This is a genomic window from Paraburkholderia atlantica, from assembly GCF_000092885.1.
GTDB classification, from domain to species: Bacteria; Pseudomonadota; Gammaproteobacteria; order Burkholderiales; family Burkholderiaceae; genus Paraburkholderia; species Paraburkholderia atlantica.
In genome coordinates, this window is the sequence record NC_014117.1 from 1,203,210 (window position 1) to 1,220,739 (window position 17,530).

The 17,530-nt window shown below is 66.0% G+C and carries 16 protein-coding genes; 11 read left to right on the forward strand and 5 right to left on the reverse strand.

Going from position 1 to position 17,530, the window contains the following annotated elements:
- Positions 1-107: 107 nt before the first annotated feature.
- Together BC1002_RS05385 and BC1002_RS05390 are read right to left on the reverse strand one after the other, a co-directional pair.
- On the reverse strand, positions 108-1,373 hold the full coding sequence (locus tag BC1002_RS05385) for an MFS transporter (protein WP_013089053.1): 1,266 nt from the start codon (positions 1,371-1,373) through the stop codon (positions 108-110).
- Positions 1,370-2,452, reverse strand: coding sequence for a PRC-barrel domain-containing protein (locus BC1002_RS05390; protein WP_013089054.1), 1,083 nt, complete (start codon positions 2,450-2,452; stop codon positions 1,370-1,372). Before BC1002_RS05390 ends, BC1002_RS05385 begins: the two co-directional genes overlap by 4 nt.
- A 444-nt stretch (positions 2,453-2,896) precedes the next feature.
- On the opposite strand from BC1002_RS05390, the gene BC1002_RS05395 reads away from it, so the two are divergent.
- Together BC1002_RS05395 and BC1002_RS05400 are read left to right on the forward strand one after the other, a co-directional pair.
- Entirely contained in the window at positions 2,897-4,291 is a 1,395-nt protein-coding gene (locus BC1002_RS05395; RefSeq protein WP_420798749.1) for an NCS2 family permease, read from the forward strand.
- 173 nt (positions 4,292-4,464) lie between these two features.
- Positions 4,465-5,211 carry a DUF899 domain-containing protein gene (locus BC1002_RS05400; RefSeq protein WP_013089056.1) on the forward strand — a complete coding sequence of 249 codons (747 nt, stop codon included), beginning with the start codon at positions 4,465-4,467 and terminating at the stop codon, positions 5,209-5,211.
- A 77-nt stretch (positions 5,212-5,288) separates the two neighbouring features.
- On the opposite strand, the gene BC1002_RS05405 is transcribed toward BC1002_RS05400, so the two are convergent.
- Both BC1002_RS05405 and BC1002_RS05410 read right to left on the reverse strand, forming a co-directional pair.
- Entirely contained in the window at positions 5,289-5,471 is a 183-nt protein-coding gene (locus BC1002_RS05405) for a hypothetical protein (RefSeq protein ID WP_013089057.1), read from the reverse strand.
- Between the two features lie 130 nt (positions 5,472-5,601).
- The gene (locus BC1002_RS05410; RefSeq protein ID WP_013089058.1) at positions 5,602-6,516 is read right to left on the reverse strand and encodes an NAD-dependent epimerase/dehydratase family protein; all 915 of its coding nucleotides are present in this window, start codon (positions 6,514-6,516) and stop codon (positions 5,602-5,604) included.
- Between the two features lie 103 nt (positions 6,517-6,619).
- Between BC1002_RS05410 and BC1002_RS05415 the strand changes: the two genes are divergently transcribed.
- From BC1002_RS05415 to hutG, 8 genes are all read left to right on the forward strand, one after another.
- The gene (locus BC1002_RS05415) at positions 6,620-7,543 is read left to right on the forward strand and encodes a LysR family transcriptional regulator (RefSeq protein ID WP_013089059.1); all 924 of its coding nucleotides are present in this window, start codon (positions 6,620-6,622) and stop codon (positions 7,541-7,543) included.
- Between the two features lie 276 nt (positions 7,544-7,819).
- A complete protein-coding gene (hutH, locus tag BC1002_RS05420) occupies positions 7,820-9,340 on the forward strand; it encodes a histidine ammonia-lyase (RefSeq protein WP_013089060.1) in 1,521 nt (506 codons plus the stop codon).
- Positions 9,341-9,365: 25 nt separating this feature from the next.
- The gene (gene hutC, locus BC1002_RS05425) at positions 9,366-10,061 is read left to right on the forward strand and encodes a histidine utilization repressor (RefSeq protein WP_013089061.1); all 696 of its coding nucleotides are present in this window, start codon (positions 9,366-9,368) and stop codon (positions 10,059-10,061) included.
- Between the two features lie 81 nt (positions 10,062-10,142).
- Complete coding sequence (gene hutU, locus BC1002_RS05430) at positions 10,143-11,831, forward strand: urocanate hydratase (RefSeq protein WP_013089062.1); 1,689 nt, start codon at positions 10,143-10,145, stop codon at positions 11,829-11,831.
- 29 nt (positions 11,832-11,860) lie between these two features.
- Positions 11,861-12,490 carry a HutD/Ves family protein gene (locus BC1002_RS05435; protein ID WP_013089063.1) on the forward strand — a complete coding sequence of 210 codons (630 nt, stop codon included), beginning with the start codon at positions 11,861-11,863 and terminating at the stop codon, positions 12,488-12,490.
- An 84-nt stretch (positions 12,491-12,574) separates the two neighbouring features.
- Positions 12,575-13,804: an imidazolonepropionase gene (gene hutI, locus BC1002_RS05440; RefSeq protein ID WP_013089064.1), complete on the forward strand. Its 1,230-nt coding sequence runs from the start codon at positions 12,575-12,577 to the stop codon at positions 13,802-13,804.
- Positions 13,805-13,825: 21 nt separating this feature from the next.
- On the forward strand, positions 13,826-15,211 hold the full coding sequence (locus tag BC1002_RS05445; protein WP_013089065.1) for a formimidoylglutamate deiminase: 1,386 nt from the start codon (positions 13,826-13,828) through the stop codon (positions 15,209-15,211).
- Between the two features lie 50 nt (positions 15,212-15,261).
- Positions 15,262-16,074 (forward strand): N-formylglutamate deformylase, encoded by an 813-nt coding sequence (gene hutG / locus BC1002_RS05450; RefSeq protein ID WP_013089066.1) that lies wholly within the window; start codon positions 15,262-15,264, stop codon positions 16,072-16,074.
- Between the two features lie 246 nt (positions 16,075-16,320).
- Here the strand turns inward: hutG and BC1002_RS39365 are convergent, their stop codons facing one another.
- Positions 16,321-16,455: a hypothetical protein gene (locus tag BC1002_RS39365; protein WP_013089067.1), complete on the reverse strand. Its 135-nt coding sequence runs from the start codon at positions 16,453-16,455 to the stop codon at positions 16,321-16,323.
- A gap of 342 nt (positions 16,456-16,797) precedes the next feature.
- Between BC1002_RS39365 and BC1002_RS05455 the strand changes: the two genes are divergently transcribed.
- Positions 16,798-17,460 carry a hypothetical protein gene (locus BC1002_RS05455; RefSeq protein ID WP_026228072.1) on the forward strand — a complete coding sequence of 221 codons (663 nt, stop codon included), beginning with the start codon at positions 16,798-16,800 and terminating at the stop codon, positions 17,458-17,460.
- Positions 17,461-17,530 lie beyond the last annotated feature (70 nt).

The following is a 17,530-nucleotide window of genomic DNA, read 5'->3' on the forward strand; positions in this document are numbered from 1 at the left end:
CTGACCCCCAGTGTGACGGCACGACGCCTTCGGAATGGTTCAGCCGCTTGCGGCGCGAACTGACTGTGACAGTCAGCTCACGCCCCGACTGATACACCTGACGCGCCTCACCGCGCCGCCGACTTCCCACGCCCAGGCACCGCCGCGCCATTGCCATCGCCGTTGCTGGTTGCCGCCACGCGCGTCTCGGGCATCGCCGCCCACACCAGCAGCACCGCAAGTGCACCGGCCGCCGCGAGGCAGAAGAAGCTCACCATGTTGCCGAAACGATCGGCGACGAAGCCCGCCGCGGTCGTGCTCAGCGTCGCGCCGATGCCGGCCGCGAGTCCGAACAGACCGATACACAGGTTGTAGCGGCCCTTGTCGCCGGCGACGTCGGCGGCGATCAGCGGCAGCATCACGCCAAACACCGCGGCGCTCAAGCCGTCGAGCATTTGCACCGGCACGAGCAGATAAGGGCTGCTGATGCCCGCGAACAGCAGCGCGCGCAGCGGCAGTGCGGAGAAGCCGAGCAGCAGGATCGGCCGGCGGCCCCAGCGTTCGGCCGAGCGTCCGACCCACGGCGACATCATCGCGACGATCGCCTGCGGCACGATGATGCACGCCGCGATCACGAGCTGCACGTTGTCGCCCATGCCGGCCGTCACTTCGCCGGCTGCGAGGTTCAGCATCGCCGCGTTCGACAGATGGAACAGCACGATGCACGCGGCGAACAGCAGCATGCGCCGGTCGCGCAGCAGCTCGCGCAGGCTTTCGCGCCGCTCGAGCTGCTCAGGGGTGGGCAGCGCTTGCGGCAGCTCGATCGTGTCGGTGCGCTGGATCATCGATAGCGCGATCAGCGCGGGAACCGCGAGACCGGCGGTCAGAAAGAACACCGCGCGCGGGGAGTAGTACTCGCCGAACAGTCCCATCAGACCGGCCGCGACCGCGCTGCCGATCGACGCCCAGCGCGCATTGCGGCCGAGCCGGTCGCCGAGATTCGCGCGGCCCACCAGCGCGAACGAGATCGCCGCGAGCGCCGGCGTCAGCATGCAGCTCGCGAAGCCGTGGAACACCTCGGCGGCGATCACCGGCAGCAGGGTCGGGCTCATCGCGAGCAGCATCGCGCTCAGGATGATCGCGGTGATCGCCCACGCGGCCGCCGCTTTTTTGTTGCGCAGCGCGTCGACCGCGGCACCGCCGGGCACCTGGCTGACCATCGCGCTGATCGTGCCGACCGACAGCACCATGCCGATCTCGCCCTGGGTCCACTTGTGCGACGCGAGATACGACGCGATGAACGGCCCGAAGCCCGTCTGCACATTGGCGACGAAGAAGTTGAGCCAATCGAGCGCGCGCAGACTTCGCGCCGTGACCTGAGTGCGGACCGTCATCGGACCGCCCGTGCGTTGGAAACCGCGACGGCCGACGCCGCCGCCGGCGGCGCCGAGGCCGCCGGCGCGGCGCTCGCGGCAGGCTGCGCAGGCGGTGCGGGTGGCGGCGCCGGCGACACCGCGCGGATCGGCTTGTCGGCCACATAGGGCGGCGTCGCGTTGATCTGCGCGTCGCTCAGCTCGATCTGCGGATGCAGCTCCTTGTCGCGCGTAACGAAGCGCAGCGCCGACCAGTTCGCGGCGATCGTGCGCCGGTCGGTGCTGACGATGCCGCTGACGTCGAGCACGACCGCCTGCGGCTGCGCGTTGCCGTCGATCAGCACGTCGACCACGCGGCCTACCTTGGCGCCGTTCGCGCGCTCGACGGTCGCATCGAGCAGCGCCAGCTCCAGCGCGTTCGTTTTGTTCGCGGCGGCCGGCACGGCCGTCGCGGTCAGCGTGATCGGCGCGCCCTTCGCGGTCGGCGTGAAGTGGAACGCGCCCCACGGGAAGGTCACCTTGCGATCGCCGACGCCGAGGAAGCCCTGCAGATTGACGACCATTTCACGCGGCTTGCCGGCTGCGTCGGCAGTCATGTCGACCGCGCGGCCGACCACCTTGCCGTCGGGTTTCTGCACCTGGCTGTCGAGCAGCGTGTGTGCGTCGCTGCGCTCGATCGTGCGCAGCACGATCAGCGGCGGCGGCGGTGGCGGGGGCGGCGGCGGAGCCGGCACGACGACGGGCGGCGGCGGTTCGACCTTGTGCGGCTTGACGACCGGCTTCTTCGGCTTCTTCGGCTCCTCGGGCCCCTCGTTCGCCTCGGTCTCGACCGGCTCGGGCGCGGATGCGGCGACCGGCGCGCTCGCCGGCTCGACCGGCATCACCCGCGCGTCGACGATCGGCGCCTGCTGCGTACCCCACAGCAGGCTGCTGCAACCGGACAGCGCGGCGAGCGCGAACAGCGCGGCCACGGTGCAGAGCCAACGGAACAGTCGAAGCATCTGTTGCGAATCAGGCGAATCGAGCAGGCGAAGCGGTCCAAGCGGTCCAAACGGGACAATCGGCAGGCGCCCGGCGGGGCGCGGAAAACCGCCAGTCATCGGGAAAAACTCCACGGGCAGATGCGGACGGGCGCGATTAGCCGCCGCGGTTGGAATGGGGTACGGCCCAGAGTTTAACCTGCGCTGCCGCGCGGACAGGCTTTCGCGGACAGGCTTGCAGGCGTTTCGCCGATGCTCTGGCGATACGGCGCTGCACGCCGCGTGCCTGGAACGCCGTCGCCGGGATGGGTTCGGCACGTTTCGCGGCGGCTCCGACACCGTAGGTGTAAACGCGCGCAGTGCTCGCGTGAGCGACCGTCGCGCAAAAGTTATAAGTCGCGCGACATGCCCGGCATGCCATACATGCGATTGGACACATAGTTCTCTTCACCTACATTTCGACTCAGAAAAGCGTTACCCACACCAACAAATCCACGAGACGAACCTGATGACGGCCGCGCCAGCGGCCGTTTCAGCGCGCTGATAAAGGAGGCACTCATCATGATGGAACCCCAGGCCCTCGCGAATTCCGACGTCGCGAGCGAATCCTTCGACACCGGATCATTCCGCGGTAAAGGCTTTCTCGACCGCTACTTCGACATTTCCGCGCGCGGCAGCACGCAGCGCCGGGAGATCGTCGCGGGCATCACGACCTTCCTCGCGATGGTCTATTCGGTGTTCGTCGTGCCGGGCATGTTCGGCAAGGCGGGCTTCGATACCAGCGCGGTGTTCGTCGCCGTGTGTCTGACCACGGCGTTCGGCTCGCTGCTGATGGGCGTGTGGGCGCGTCTGCCGATCGCAATCGGCTGCGCGATCTCGCTGACCGCGTTCACCGCGTTCGGCCTCGTGCTCGGCAAGGGCCTGCATCCGAACGTCGCGCTCGGTGCGGTGTTCCTGATGGGCGTCGTATTCACGACGATTTCGGTGACCGGCGTGCGCTCGTGGATTCTGCGCAATCTGCCGACCGGCATCGCGCACGGCACCGGGATCGGCATCGGCCTGTTCCTGCTGCTGATCGCCGCGAACGACGTCGGCCTCGTCGTCAAGAATCCGGGCGCCGGGCTGCCGGTGTCGCTCGGCAATATCACGGCGTTACCGGCGCTGATGTCGGTCGCGGGACTCGCTGCGATCTTCGGGCTGGTGCGGCGGCGCGTGCCGGGCTCGATCCTGATCGTGATCGTCGCGATCTCGGCGATCGGGCTAGCGATCGATCCGGCCGTGGCGTTTCATGGCGTGTTCGCGGTGCCGTCGTTGAGCGCGCCGGGCCACGCGTCGCTGATCGGCGCGATGGACGTGAAGGGCGCGCTGTCGATGGCGGTGCTGCCGAGCGTGCTCGCGCTCGTGATGACCGCGGTGTTCGACGCGACCGGCACGATCCGCGCGGTCGCCGGCCAGGCGGGGCAACTCGACGAGAACGGCCGCATCATCAACGGCGGCCGTGCGCTGACCGCCGATTCGCTGAGCTCGATCTTCTCGGGCCTGCTCGGCGGCGCGCCGGCGGCCGCGTATATCGAATCGACGGTCGGCGTCGCGGCGGGCGCGAAGACCGGGATGGCGGCGGCCGTCGTCGGTCTGCTGTTTCTGGTCGTGATGTTCTTCTCGCCGCTCGCCGCGCTGGTGCCTTCGTACGCGACCGCGCCCGCGCTGATGTACGTGGGGCTGCTGATGCTGTCGAACGTCAGCAAGCTGCATATGGACGACATGGTCGACGCGATGGCGGGACTCGTGTGCGCGGTGTTCATCGTGCTGACCGCGAACATCGTGACCGGCATCATGCTCGGCTTCGCGACGCTCGTGATCGGACGCGTCGTCAGCGGCGAATATCGCAAGCTCAACGTGGGCACCGTGGCGATCGCGGTGGTGCTGGTCGGGTTTTATGTCGGCGGCTGGGCGATCTGAGTTTCGTTGCAGGTAGTCGTGGTTCTCCATCTTGACGCGGTGCGTCGCGATCCGCGGCGTGCCGCGTATCTTTTTGGCCGGTCCTGGGTGCCCACTGTCCTTGACTTCCGCGCCGGCGCTTCTAAACCATAACCTTATGGTCAAGCCCTGCATGCGCAGGAAAGGAGACACAGATGGAACCGCAACATCGCATCGGCAGCCGGGAAGAGTGGCTGGCCGCGAGCCGCGCGCTGCTCGCCGACGAAAAAGCGCATATGCGCGCCGGCGACGAACTCGCGCGCAAGCGCCGCGAATTGCCGTGGGTCAAGGTCGACAAGCTTTATACGTTCGATACGCCTGACGGCCGCAAGACGCTCGCGGAACTGTTCGACGGCCGCAGCCAGCTGATCGTTTATCACTTCATGCTGGGTCCGGACTGGGAGGAGGGGTGCGTCGGCTGCTCGTTTCTGTCGGACCATATGAGCGGCATTCTCACGCATCTGGTCCATCACGACGTCAGCTATGTGACGGTATCGCACGCGCCGCTCGAGAAGATCGACGCGTTCAAGCGGCGCATGGGATGGACCTTTCCATGGGTGTCGTCGAGCGGCAGCGATTTCAATTTCGACTACCACGTGTCGTTCACGCCCGAGCAGCTGGCGAGCAAAAAGGCGTTCTACAACTTCACCGAGCAGGACGTCGGCATTGACGAACAGCATGGCCACAGCGTGTTCTACAAGGACGAAAACGGCGACGTGTACCACACTTACTCATGCTACGCGCGCGGCGACGAGCGCTTCGTGAACACCTACGCGCTGCTGGACATCGCGCCGAAAGGCCGCAACGAGCAGAGCAATCTGACCGACTGGGTCAGGCATCACGACCGCTACGACGATCACGCGCGCGCGGCGTGCCCGGCCTGCGGATCGTACACGGTGTGAAATGTTGAAGCGGGTCGATGCAGAGGGTGACGGGCGCGCGCCGCGCCAAGCCGGCGCGCCGCCTCCTGCAAAGCTCGTTACAGCGCTATGTCGAAGGCGGGTTTGAGGAACATTTCCATCGCCATCACGATGAGGCTCATCGCGGCGGCGGCCAGCGTCAGAACGCCGTATTCGTCGTAGCGCGTGTCGTACAGACACGCGACGACGAACAGAATCGCCATCAGGTTGGTCAGCCAGTCGAAGTTCAGCGCGAAGCTCATCGGTCGAATCGGAGCAGGTATGCGACGGTGGCATCGCACCGTCAGGTGCCCGCGATTCTAGCGAAACGAGCTTACGGATTCGCAACGGCCGCGCTTACACAGTTTACGGCGCGTGACGCGCAAAGCCCCGTCAGACGGCGCTTTGCGGCACCATCATGTCGCGTTCGATCCATTCGATCACCGACGTGCGCCGCGGCTGCCAGCCAAGCAGCTTGCGCGAGCGTTCGCCGCGCACGCGGCTATTCGAGCCCAGGCCGTACGAGGCCATTTCGTAGCCCCATTCCTGTTTCGCGTCTTCGAGCGGCCAGTCTTGCGGCGCGCCGAGCTTCATCGCGCGTGCAATCGCGGCGCTCATGTCGCTGAACGACGCTTCGCCGCTCTCGACGAAATAGAACGTGCCGGCAGGGGTTTTATCGAGCGCGAGGCGGTACAGCTCGGCGACGTCGTCGATATGCACGTTCGACCAGATGTTGCCGCCGCTGCCCACATGACGCACGACGCCGCTCTTCTGCGCCTGGCGCACGAGCCGCGGCAACTGCACGCTCGCGCTGCCGGCCACCGCGCCGTGACCGTAGATCAGCGTGTTGCACAGCACGGCCGAGCGCACGTTGCGCTGCGCGGCGTCGAGCACCAGTTGATCGATCGCGACGCGCGCGGCCTTGTCGGCGGTCGGGGTGGGCAGCGCGTCTTCGTGATAGATGCGCGCGTCGCCGGCTTCACCGCCCGACGCATCGCCGACGATGCTCGACCCGCTGGTGTGCAGAAACACCTTGCCCGAACCCGCGAGTCCGTCGATCAGCGCGCGCACCGCGCCTTCGTGATCGCTGCTCGCGGCGTTGATCACCGCGTCGGCCGCTTGCGCTTCGGCGATCAGCACCGCGCGGTCGTCGAGCGTGCCGATGACCGGCTCGATGCCGAGCCGTTGCAGCTCGGCGCTGTGTTCGGGCTTGCGGATAAGCCCGCGCACCTGATGGCCGGCGCGCGCCAGATGCGCCGCGATCGAGCCGCCGATAAAACCGCTTGCGCCAGTAACGAAAATCTTCAAGACGTTCTCCTGAGGGAAATGCCAGACAGGCACGCAGTATCGCTCGCGCGGATTCTCGCAAAAAGCGTGTTAGTCTCAAATTAATCTTGATTTGAAATCAACAATGAAAACCTCCACCGACGAATTGCTGGTGTTCGTCACCGTGATCGACAGCGGTTCGATCACGGCGGCGGCAGAGAAGCTGGGTCAGACCGTCTCCGGCGTGAGCCGAGCGCTCACGCGTCTCGAACAGAAGCTCGACACCGCGCTGGTGCGGCGTACGACGCGGCGACTGCATCTGACCGAGGAGGGCGACGCGTTCCTGCGGCGCGCCCGCGCGATTCTCGACGCGCTCGAAGAGGCCGAGGAGTCGGTCGCGCGCGGCCGCGAACGGCCGTCGGGGCGCTTGCGCGTCGATGCGGCGTCGCCGTTCATGCTGCATTGCGTGGCGCCGCATATGACCGCGTTTTCGGCGCTGTATCCGGAGATCCGGCTCGAACTGACCAGTACCGAGCGGATCGTCGATCTGCTCGAGCAGAAGGTCGACATCGCGATCCGGATCGGCGCGCTGCAGGATTCGACGCTGCATGCGCGCGCGCTCGGCGAGAGCAGGCTGCGCGTGCTCGCGAGCCCGGCGTATCTGGCCGAGCACGGCGAGCCGACCACGCTCGATGCGTTGCGCGCGCATCGGCTGATCGGTTTTACGGCGCCGGAGCATCTGAATCGCTGGCCGTTGACGGCAGGGGGCCGGCGAACGAAGCGCGCCAACGGGCAGCGGGACGAAGCCGCGCTGCTGAAGATCGAACCGTCGATCACCGCATCGAGCGGCGAAACCTTGCGGCAACTGGCGCTATCCGGCTGGGGCATCGCCTGTCTGGCCGACTTCATGACCGCCGCCGACGTGCGCGAGCACCGCCTCGTGCCGATTCTCGGCAACCTGCTCGTCGACGAACGGCAGCCGGTGCATGCGGTGTACTACCAGAGCGCATCACTCGCGGGGCGCGTGCAGTGCTTTCTCGATTTCATCGCGGCGCGGGTCAAGCTCTGATCCGCGTCCCGGCGCCCTCTCTCCTATAACTCAGATATCGGGCGAGCCGCGCCGAGAAGGTGTATATACAACTGTGGGTCAAGCCACAGGACCGACCTGCGCCAGCCCATGCGTCCCGCATCCACCGCATGCGGCCAACGGCCAAACGCGCCGATTTCGCGCCGAGCCATGCGGCAAATAATGGAAATCCCCAGGCACGAAATCTCGAAAAACAAGTTGTATATACAAGGTTCGCCGGCTAGACTTATTTGAACTTGTATAGACAGGACGACAACCATGATTCTGAAGCCCGGCTACCTGACTCTCCCGCAACTGCGCCAGATCGCACGCGAGCAGGTCACCCTGCAACTCGATCCCGCGAGCCATGCCGCCATCGACGCGTGCGCGCAGGCCGTCGCCGACATCACCGCCAAGGGCGAGCCGGCTTATGGCATCAACACCGGCTTTGGCCGCCTCGCCAGCACGCACATCCCGCGCGATCAGCTCGAACTGCTGCAACGCAATCTGGTGCTGTCGCACGCGGTCGGCGTCGGCGAGCCGATGTCGCGCCCGGTCGTGCGTCTGTTGATCGCGCTGAAGCTGTCGAGCCTCGGCCGCGGCCACTCGGGCATCCGCCGCGAAGTGATGGAAGCGCTGATCGCGCTGTTCAACGCCGACGTGCTGCCGGTGATCCCGGTCAAGGGCTCGGTCGGCGCCTCGGGCGACCTCGCGCCGCTCGCGCATATGTCGGCGATCCTGCTCGGCGTCGGCGAAGTGTTCGCGAAGGGCGAGCGCATGCCGGCCACCGAAGGCCTTGCGCTCGTCGGCCTGAAGCCGATGACGCTGCAAGCGAAGGAAGGTCTCGCGCTGCTGAACGGCACGCAGGCGTCGACCGCGCTCGCGCTGTACAACATGTTCGCCATCGAAGACCTGTTCCGCACGGCGCTCGTCGCCGGCGCGCTGTCGGTCGATGCGGCGATGGGCTCGGTCAAGCCGTTCGATGCGCGCATCCACGAACTGCGCGGCCATCAAGGTCAGATCGACGCGGCGGCCGCTTATCGCTCACTGCTGCAAGGCTCGGCGATCAACGTGTCGCACGCCGATTGCGACAAGGTGCAGGACCCGTACAGCCTGCGCTGCCAGCCGCAGGTGATGGGCGCGTGTCTCGACCAGATGCGTCAGGCCGCCGAAACGCTGCTGAGGGAAGCGAACGCGGTTTCCGACAATCCGCTGATTTTCCCGGACACCGGCGAAGTGCTGTCGGGCGGCAACTTCCACGCCGAGCCGGTCGCGTTCGCGGCGGACAACCTCGCGCTCGCCGCGTCGGAAATCGGCGCGCTCGCCGAACGCCGCATCGCGCTCCTGATCGACGCGACGCTGTCGGGCCTGCCGCCGTTCCTCGTCAAGGATGGCGGCGTGAACTCCGGCTTCATGATCGCGCACGTGACGGCTGCCGCGCTCGCGTCGGAGAACAAGACGCTCGCGCATCCGGCCTCGGTCGATTCGCTGCCTACGTCGGCGAACCAGGAGGACCACGTGTCGATGGCGACGTTCGCCGCGCGCAAGCTCGGCGATATCGCCGACAACACCGCGAACATCCTGTCGATCGAACTGCTCGCCGCCGCCCAGGGCGTCGATCTGCGCGCGCCGCACAAGACCAGCCCGAGTCTGCAGAAGGTGATGGACCTCGTGCGCAAGGACGTTGCGCACTACGAGCTCGATCACTACTTCGCACCGGACATCGCGGCGGTCACGAAGCTCGTGCAGGCAGGCGCGGTTGCGAAGCTGAGCCCGTTCTCGTTCGTGTCGGAACAGTGAATTGTCGAGAGCGCGGATCACAACAATGAACGCACCCGCTTATCAGGGCATCAAGGACTTCATCCTCGCGCGCATTCATGCGGGCGAGTGGGCCGAAGGCGACCAGGTGCCCTCCGAAAACGAGCTTGCGCGCGAGTTCAGCGTCGCGCGCATGACGGTCAATCGTGCGTTGCGCGAGCTGACCTCGGAGCAGGTGCTGACACGCGTACAAGGCTCGGGCACGTTCGTCGCCCGGCCCAAGTACGAGTCGACGTTGGTGGCGATCCGCAGCATCTCCGATGAAATCGTTGCGCGCGGTCACCGCTATCAGGCGAGGGTGCTGAACATCGGCGCCAGCATCGCCGATGCGGCGCTCGCCGAAGAGATGCAGGTGAGCGCGGGCAGCCCCGTGTTTCATTCGCGTCTGCTGCATTTCGAAAACGACGAGCCGGTGCAGCTGGAGGAACGCTGGGTCAATCCGGCCGTCGCGCCCGAATACGGGTTGCAGGACTTCACGAACACGACGCCGAACCAGTACCTCGTGCGCGTCGCGCCGCTGCAGCGCGTCGAGTACCGCATCGAGGCGCTCGCCGCCGACGATATCACGCGCGAGCTGTTGAACATGAGTGAACGCGAGCCGTGTCTGGTGCTGCATCGGCGCACGTGGTCGCAAGGCGCGGTCGCCTCGATCGCGAACCTGTGGCACCCGGGCACCCGTTACCGCTTCACTGGGCATTTCTGAATTCGCTTTTTCGCGCTTTTTCGCGCTTTTTCGTCTTCGCCGAATCTTTATCGAACATCGTCACGCATTCCGAGGGACACCATGAACAATCCGAAACACATCGATCCGCGTCTTGATCCGACTCGCACGATCCGCGCACCGCGCGGCGCGGAAAAGACCTGCAAGACCTGGATCGCGGAAGCCGCGTACCGGATGATCCAGAACAACCTGGACCCCGAAGTCGCCGAGCACCCGCACGCGCTCGTCGTGTACGGCGGCATCGGCCGTGCCGCGCGCAACTGGGATTGTTTCGATCAGATCCTCGCGTCGCTGAAGGATTTGAACGAAGACGAAACGCTGCTGATTCAATCGGGCAAGCCGGTCGGCGTGTTCCGCACGCATGCGGACGCGCCGCGCGTGCTGCTCGCGAATTCGAACCTCGTGCCGCATTGGGCGACCTGGGAACACTTCCACGAACTCGACCGCAAGGGCCTGATGATGTACGGCCAGATGACCGCGGGCAGCTGGATCTACATCGGCAGCCAGGGCATCGTGCAGGGCACCTACGAGACCTTCTTCGCGGTCGCGAACGAGCACTTCAACGGCGACCCTAAGGGCCGCTGGATTCTGACCGGCGGTCTCGGCGGCATGGGCGGCGCGCAGCCGCTCGCGGCGACGATGGCGGGTTTCTCGATGATCGCGGTCGAATGCGACGAGACGCGCATCGACTTCCGCCTCAAGACCCGCTACGTCGACAGAAAAGCGAAGACGCTCGATGAAGCGCTCGCGATGCTCGATGACGCGAAGAAGGCCGGCACGCCGATTTCGGTCGGCCTGCTCGGCAATGCCGCCGACGTGTTCGCCGAATGCGTCGCGCGCGGCATCACGCCGGACTGTGTGACCGACCAGACCAGCGCGCACGATCCGATCCACGGCTACCTGCCGCAGGGCTGGACGGTGGAAGACTGGCGCGAGCGTCAGAAGACCGCGCCGGACAGCATCGTCACGCCGGCCAAACAGTCGATGGCGAGGCAGGTGCAGGCGATGTTGACGTTGCAGGAACGCGGCGCGGCCACGCTCGACTACGGCAACAACATCCGTCAGATGGCGCTCGAAATGGGCGTGGAAAATGCGTTCGATTTCCCCGGCTTCGTGCCGGCGTATATCCGCCCGCTGTTCTGCGAAGGCAAGGGGCCGTTCCGCTGGGTCGCGCTGTCGGGAGACCCCGAAGACATCTACAAGACCGATGCGAAGGTGAAGGAACTGATCCCCGACGATCCGCATCTGCACAACTGGCTCGACATGGCGCGCGAGCGCATCGCGTTCCAGGGTCTGCCGGCGCGGATCTGCTGGGTCGGGGTGAAGGATCGTTATCGTCTCGGTCAGGCGTTCAATGAAATGGTCAAGAACGGCGAACTGAAGGCGCCGATCGTGATCGGCCGCGATCATCTCGACACGGGCTCGGTCGCGAGCCCGAACCGCGAAACCGAATCGATGAAGGACGGCTCGGACGCGGTCAGCGACTGGCCGCTGCTGAACGCGCTGCTGAACACCGCGGGCGGTGCGTCGTGGGTGTCGCTGCATCACGGCGGCGGCGTCGGCATGGGCTTCTCGCAGCACTCGGGCGTCGTGATCGTCGCGGACGGCACCGAAGCCGCGCACCAGCGCCTCGGCCGTGTGCTGCTGAACGATCCGGCCACCGGCGTGATGCGTCACGCGGATGCGGGTTACGAACTCGCGCAGCAAACCGCACGCGAGGCGGGTCTCAATCTGCCGATGCTGGGCCGCTGATCGTGACCCAGGCCAACCACGCTGGCGACATGGCAAACGTCACGCTGATTCGCGGCGCCGAGCTCGTGGCGGCGCCGTGGAAAAACGGCGGCGGCGTCACGCGCGAAGTCGCGGCGTTTCCGTCGCAGCGCGGCGGCCAGGGCGCGGCGAGCGGCGATTTCGTGTGGCGCGTGAGCGTCGCCGATGTCGCGCAGGCCGGGCCGTTCTCGCGCTTCGACTGCGTCGACCGCACGCTCGTGTTGCTGTCTGGCGCGGGCATGCTGCTCGATGAGCTCGGCGACGCCGGTGTCGTGTCGACGCATGTGTTGCGGCAGCCGCTCGACATCGCGCGCTTTGACGGCGAGACGCGCATCGACGCAAGGCTCGTCGATGGCGCGACGCGCGACTTCAACCTGATGGTGCGGCGCGACGTGGCGCAGGCCGAGTTGGACGTGTGGCGTATCGGCGCGAAGCAGGATGCGCCGCGCGTGCTCGACGGCGACGTGGCGCTGCTGTTTTGCGCGGGCGGCGCGGTTACGGTCGCGTGGGCGCCGGATCACGCGCAAACGGTGCGGCTCGACACCGGCGATACGTTGCGCGTCGACGGGCCGAACGCGCTCGCTTGCACGCTAACGGGCGATGGCGCCGTGCTTGCAATCACGATTCGCTACACGCGATGACGATTCAACCGTGATCGGGCAGTGCATGCGCTCCATCACGGCCAACCCATCCACAGACACGCAACGAGCGGCAAAGAGCACGCGATGAAGCAAACCGTCTGGCATCACCTGAACTTGTGCCCGCAGGGCGATCCTCGCCACACGCTTGCCGACGCCGCGATCGCCGTCGAAGACGGCCGTATCGCGTGGCTCGGCGCGTTCGCCGATTTACCCGCGCAATATGCCGGATGGCCACACGAAGACCTGCGCGGCGCGTGGGTGACGCCGGGCCTGATCGATTGTCATACGCATCTCGTGTATGGCGGCCAGCGCGCCGACGAATTCGCGCAACGGCTCGCGGGCGTCAGCTACGAAGAAATCGCGCGACAGGGCGGCGGCATCGTGTCGACGGTGCGCGCGACGCGCGCGGCGGACGAAGCGTCGCTGTTCACGCAAGCGGCGGCGCGGCTCGAACCGCTGCTCGCCGAAGGCGTGACGGCGATCGAAATCAAATCGGGCTACGGCCTCGACCTCGCGAGCGAGCGCAAGATGCTGCGCGTCGCGCGACAACTCGGCGAGCGCTATCCGGTGACGGTCTATACGACGTTTCTCGGCGCGCACGCGCTGCCGCCCGAATTCGCGGGCCGTGCCGACGCGTATATCGACGAAGTCTGCAACTCGATGCTGCCCGCGCTCGCGGACGAAGGCCTCGTCGATGCGGTCGACGTGTTCTGCGAGCGCATCGGTTTTTCGCTGGAGCAAAGCGAGCGCGTGTTCAACGCGGCCGCGCGCTACGCGCTGCCGGTCAAGATGCACGCCGAGCAGTTGTCGAACGGCGGCGGCACCGCGCTCGCGGCGCGGCATCGCGCGCTGTCGGCGGACCACCTGGAGTTTCTCGACGAAGCCGGCGTCGCCGCGATGAAGGAAGCGGGCACCGTCGCGGTGCTGCTGCCGGGCGCGTACTACTTCATCCGCGAGACGCAGTTGCCGCCGCTCGAACTGCTGCGGCGCTACGAGGTGCCGATCGCGATCTCGACCGACAGCAACCCGGGCACGTCGCCGGCCACTTCGTTGCTGCTGATGATGAACATGGCGAGCACGCTGTTTCGCATGACCGTGCCCGAGGTGCTGCAAGGCGTGACCACGCATGCGGCGCGCGCGCTCGGCAAAGCCGAGGAGCACGGTGCGCTGCAGGTGGGCCGCGCGGCCGACTTCGCGGTGTGGTCGGTCGATTCGCTGGCCGAGCTCGCTTACTGGATTGGCCGGCCGCTGTGCGCGCGGGTCGTGCGCGCGGGCGAAACCGTTTATACGCGGCGCGAGTCGAGTGTGACCTGAACCAGAACTAGAACCTGACAGATGACGCAATCCAATCAATCGTTGTTCGCCGCCGACGCGTATCTGCCCGAGGGCTGGCGCCGCAACGTGCTGCTCGAATGGGACGCACGCGGCACGCTGAGCGCCATCACGCCGGATCAACCCGAAGCGCCGGCGGGTGTGCCGAAAGCGGCAGGTCCGCTGATGCCTGGCATGCCCAACCTTCACTCGCACGCGTTTCAGCGCGCGATGGCGGGGCTCACCGAATATCGCGCCAACGCGACCGATAACTTCTGGTCGTGGCGCGACCTGATGTATCGCTTTGCCGCGCGGATCACGCCGGAAGGCCTCGCGAGCGTCGCGCAGTGGCTCTACATCGAAATGCTGAAGGCGGGCTATACGTCGGTGTGCGAGTTCCACTACGTGCATCACGCGCAGGACGGCCAGCGCTACGCGAATCAGGCCGAGCTTGCACAGCGTGTGGTGGACGCGGCAGCGGCGAGCGGTATCGGCATCACGATGCTGCCGGTGCTGTATCAGTACAGCGGCTTCGGTGCGTGTGCGCCGCGCGACGATCAGCGGCGCTTCATCAATACGCCCGAAAGCCTGCTCGATCTGCTCGGCACGCTGCGCGCCGCGCGCCCCGAACACGCGGCACTGCGTTACGGTGTGGCGCCGCATTCGCTGCGCGCGGTGTCGGAGGCATCGTTGCGTGCGCTGCTTGGCGGCATCGACGCGAGCGCGCCCGTGCATATCCATATCGCCGAACAGACCGCCGAGGTCGATGCGTGCATCGAAACCGAAGGCGCGCGGCCGGTGCAATGGCTGCTCGATCGATTCGACGTGGACAGCCGCTGGTGTCTCGTGCATGCGACCCATGTCGATGAGAACGAAACACTCGCGCTCGCGAAAAGCGGCGCGGTCGCGGGTTTGTGTCTGACCACCGAGGCCAATCTCGGCGACGGCATTTTCCCCGCGCACGACTATCTCGACGCGCACGGCCGCATCGGCGTCGGCTCGGATAGCCATATCGGCGTCGACTGGCGCGCCGAATTGCGTCTGCTCGAATACGGCCAGCGCCTGACGCGCCGGCAGCGCAACGTGCTGGCGTCGGCGCAGGCTCCGCATGTCGCGGACCGCCTGTATGCGGCGGCGCTCGACGGCGGCGCGCGCGCAACCGGCCGCGCGGTCGGCGCGTTGCAGCCCGGCCATCGCGCGGACTGGCTCGTGCTCGACGCCGATCATTCGAGCATCGCCGAGCACGAGCGAGAAGCGTGGCTGTCGGGCGTTGTATTCTGCGAGCACGGCGATACGCCGATCCGCGACGTCTATGCGGGCGGCATCAAGGTCGTCGACGATCGCCGGCATCGCGACGAAGAGGGTGCATATGCGCGCTATCGCGCGGCGCTCGTGGAACTGCTCAAATAACGACGATGACCACTGACCCGATTCTCCGATCCCACTGATTCCGGACTGACATGACTGCTTCGAAACTCACGCCGGTTTTCTCGCTGCATCAGGGAAGCCTGCCGCTGCTGATCTCGATCCCGCATCTGGGCACGCAAATCCCCGCCGATATCGCCGCGACGATGACGCCGGTCGCGCAACGCACCGACGATTGCGACTGGCATCTCGATCGCCTTTACGCATTCGCGAAGGTTCTCGGCGCGTCGTTCCTGACGCCGACCTACGCGCGCTACGTGATCGACCTGAACCGTCCGCCCGACGGCGCAAACCTGTACCCGGGGCAGGACACCACGGGTCTCTTGCCGTTCGATACGTTCGACAAGGAGCCGCTTTATCGCGATGGCCATCTGCCCGATGATGCCGAAGTCGCTCGCCGTCGCGACGCGTACTGGAAGCCGTATCACGACGCGCTCACCGGCGAAATCGCGGCGCTGAAGGCGAAGCACGGCAAGGTGCTGCTGTGGGAAGCGCATTCGATCCGCTCGCGCGTGCCGCGTTTTTTCGACGGACGTCTGCCGGACTTCAACTTCGGCACGTCGAACGGTGCGAGCGCGGCGCCGGGCCTGGCCGACGAACTGGCCGCGCTGGTCGAGCGCCACGGCGGCTATACGGCGGTCGCGAATGGCCGCTTCAAGGGCGGCTATATCACGCGGCGATACGGTCAACCCGAAGACGGCGTGCATGCGGTGCAACTCGAACTGTCGCAGATCACGTACATGGAGGAGCGCTTGCCTTATGCATACGATGAAGACCTCGCCGCGAAGGTCACGCCGCTGCTCGAAGCGCTGGTGACGACGGCTCTCGCTCGCGTGAAAGCAGCCTGACGCAAAGGTCTCCTGACGGACGCAGCGAAGACGGCGTCGGCGTGCATCGGTTAGCGGATCGCGAAGGTGTAACAGCATGTGTCCGTGATTGCCTATCGGCGCGATGATATGGAATGGTTTGGGCGTCGAGCGCGCACAGCGTATCGTGCGCCGGCTGTTTCACGACGCGGCGCGCCATGAAAAAAAGCCCCGCGAAAGCGGGGCTTTTTATGTGCACCGCGTCCGTTGGACGCGGTTTCACCGCCATTAGTGGCAGCGCTTTTCCCAATGATGATGAACCTTCACCTTGTGGCATTCGTGGTGATGTTCATAAGCTTGAGCGGGAGCGATCGCGCTCAGGGTGGCGACGGCTGCGGCGATGGCGAGAACGATTTTCTTCATTACAAAACCCTTAAGTCGATGTTGTGGAGCGACCAATGCAGCACGGCGCGTGCCGCATCGGCGTGTAAGCATGCCACATCAAACGGGTGCCGACAGGAACGGCGCGCAAATACGTGTGTCAATGCAACACCCGGTGTGTTGTAAGCCCTGTTTTAGCGTGCTTTGCGCTGAATCGGCCGGTGCGTACCGTGTCATGCATGTACCTCCGGCGTCTGGGCCCCACCGCACGCAACGCGGCATAGCGGCGTTGCACGCGACACCGCGAGACGACTACCCTTTCAAAACGATGACATGCGCGACGCGGTCATCGATTCATAAGGCGAAAAGATGGAAGACCCAGCGATGGAAGATTCCGACGAATTGCTGCTGCCAGTCTGGCGCGCGAACCTGGTGTTACTGACCAGCGAGGTTGGCGCCGCGAGCCGGCTCGCGCGCATGATGACGTTTTCCGCGAGCTATCTGAAGCTGATGCTGTCCGGCCAGCGCGAATTCAGCGAGGAATTCGTGCGCGGCGTCGAGGCGGTCACCGGCTTGCCGGGCGGCTGGATGAACGTGCCGCACAGCGGTCACGAGATTCCGCCGAATGCGCGCGAGGCGATCGACAACGAGCAGCCGCTCGCGCGCTTTCGTGGCACCGCGCATCCGGTGCGCAAGAAGACGGTGCTGCGGCCCGAGCCGATTTTTGGGCAGCCGGGGCCCGCGCGTCGCGTCGAGGAAGAAACGCTCGATGTCGAAGCGCACCGCCGTCATGTGCATTTTCGCAAGGTGCGCGATGTCGCGACGCAGGAAGTGCGGCGCTTCGAGCGGCATCTGCTGCATGCGCCGGTGGAGCTCGCGTCGATGCGTGCGAAGGTCGAGGATGTGATGGCCGCGGCCGAGCTTGACGACCGCATTCAGGCCGACCTCGAGGGGCGGCTCGAACAGATCGACAAGCACCGGCACATGCTGCTGCGGCACGTGGAAAAACTGCAGGCGCTGCTGAGCCAGCTCGACGACGGCGAATGATGGTGATCGACGGCGATTGACTGCACCCGCTGCGCCGCCGCTGCGGCGATGACTTCAACGTGGCTCGAGC